Origin of the sequence: Acetobacter sp. DsW_54 (assembly GCF_002153575.1) — a bacterium.
GTDB lineage: Bacteria > Pseudomonadota > Alphaproteobacteria > Acetobacterales > Acetobacteraceae > Acetobacter > Acetobacter fabarum.
This window is the reverse complement of the sequence record NZ_JOPD01000039.1, coordinates 1-1980: the sequence shown is the minus strand read 5'-3', so window position 1 is coordinate 1980 and position 1980 is coordinate 1. Positions and strand designations below refer to the sequence as shown.

The window sequence follows — 1980 nt, the reverse complement described above, 5'->3', positions numbered from 1 at the left end:
TCTGGTCTTTGAATCTCAATGATCAGTGGCGATTAGTCTTTACGTTTGAGGCGGGGAATGCCTACGACGTTAAGATTATGGACACTCACAAAAAGAAAAAACACTGACGTATTGTGATGCAAGCCCGCCTATCGGAAATGGGCGGGCTTGGAGCATGATACACACTTAGAAGGAAAACGGAAGTGACAACTGGAACACGTAGCTTTTCGCTTCGTCCAGTGCCGCCCGGTAAAACACTCGAAGCTGAAATGAAAGCGCGAGATTTGTCTGCTAATGCTTTGGCGCTAAAGCTTCACGTGCCTGCAAACCGGATTAGCGACATTGTACGGAACAAGCGAGCAATAACAGCCGAAACAGCTCTACGCTTAGGTCGAGCTTTTGGTAATTCTGCAGATTTTTGGCTGAGTCTACAGAAAAATTATGATCTGGCATTGGCAAAACGCACTCATGAAGAAGATATAAACAAAGAAGTAGTCTTACTTAGTGCTTAGTTTGAGAGTAATATTTTGCTAATGTTCGAAAGAAATTTTGAACTCAAAGGTTCACAAAGTGAATCTGAAAAAATAAGGCGATGGAGCGGTAACTCCATCGCCTTCACGAACCGCTGACTAGCACTCAAGCAGATCGCGTATGAGGAAAGACTTAAGTAATGTTGAAGATAACTTCAACTGCTTATTCTTACAAAAACGGTTGCTTGAGCGGAGAGAACGACAAGTGACCACATCTTCTTTTCTCACGATAAAACGAGCCTTTCGTCAGCAGGTGAATGACCTCTACTTCGAGGGTAAGCTGACGATTTCCCATAAATCCGTGCTTATGACGCTGGCGACCTTTTTAGGTCATGCCGGTTTGTTTCCTAGCCATGAGACCATAGCCAAAACCTGCAATAGGTCAGAACGTACTGTTATCCGGGCTCTTGAACGGGCTTATGAACTTGGATTGGTCGTCAGAACTCGGAGGATGATCGTACAAGGCGGGAAGAAAGTTAGGACAAGCAATCTTTACCGCCTAATTGTGACTGCATCAGAGCAGGCTAGAGCCGCCGGAAAACATATGGCACGAGCAATATGGCAAGGTGTAAGTCATCTAACTGACAGAATGTCAGAGAAGGTGACTCAAAATATATCTAACTTAAGTTTTGGAAGGCGATACCCAGAACCACAGCCTCCAAAAAGATCGAGAAATGAGCTTCTAGCCGAAATCGCAAGCTGGCAGACCTAACTGACATCCCAACATTCATCTAACTGATAGAAAAAAATGCTCATGAAGAAGGAGCAAACGAGGAAGGCTGTTCATCTAACTGACAGCTCATTTTCTTATATCTGTCAGTTAGATGAATCACGCCAAAAATGTTCCGGTTCTTATCCAAAATTTTCATCGGAATGTAGCCATATTTTGTGTAAGTTTTTCAAAAAAAGATAACCATTTTTGCCGTAAAAATAATTTGTAAATGCTGGGCAAGACAGGTGGTATGACGTCACACCACGCCTACTTATTCGCCTTTGGCTCAAAAATATCATGTTCGACAGAATTTTTTCGTTGACATAGTATGTATTGCGTACTATATATAAATCAGAGCGTGGGTGAAACCTACCACGCTCCAGATAAACTGAGAAAAATGCGGGGATAATATATCCCATACCCGATTAGGGTTTTCAGTAAGATCTTGTAAATCAACAGGTTATTTGGAGAGTACTATGATGAACATTCACTACAAAAGACATAGGAGAAGACGATATGATTATCACGTTTGGCGATGCTGATACCGAAAGGTTTGCAGTCTCAGGGAAAAGTAAATTTTCAGGGTTAGATCTAGATTTGGCCGATCAGCGTCTTGCTGATTTGGATGCTACATCCGACCTAAGAGACATCTCACCTTTGAAAAGCGTTGGTCTACATAAGCTTACGGGTGACCTGGCTGGTTTCTGGTCTTTGAATCTCAATGATCAGTGGCGATTAGTCTTTACGTTTGAGGCGGGG

General features: G+C 42.8%; 3 protein-coding genes. All 3 read left to right on the top strand.

Annotated features, from left to right (window positions below; translation table 11 throughout):
- Positions 1–182 precede the first annotated feature (182 nt).
- A complete protein-coding gene (locus tag HK20_RS12020; RefSeq protein ID WP_233129206.1) occupies positions 183–491 on the top strand; it encodes a HigA family addiction module antitoxin in 309 nt (102 codons plus the stop codon).
- A 139-nt stretch (positions 492–630) separates the two neighbouring features.
- On the top strand, positions 631–1221 hold the full coding sequence (locus HK20_RS12015; protein ID WP_086647283.1) for a helix-turn-helix domain-containing protein: 591 nt from the start codon (positions 631–633) through the stop codon (positions 1219–1221).
- A 516-nt stretch (positions 1222–1737) separates the two neighbouring features.
- On the top strand, positions 1738–1980 hold a 243-nt coding region (locus HK20_RS12010), incomplete at its 3' end, for a type II toxin-antitoxin system RelE/ParE family toxin (RefSeq protein WP_086647282.1).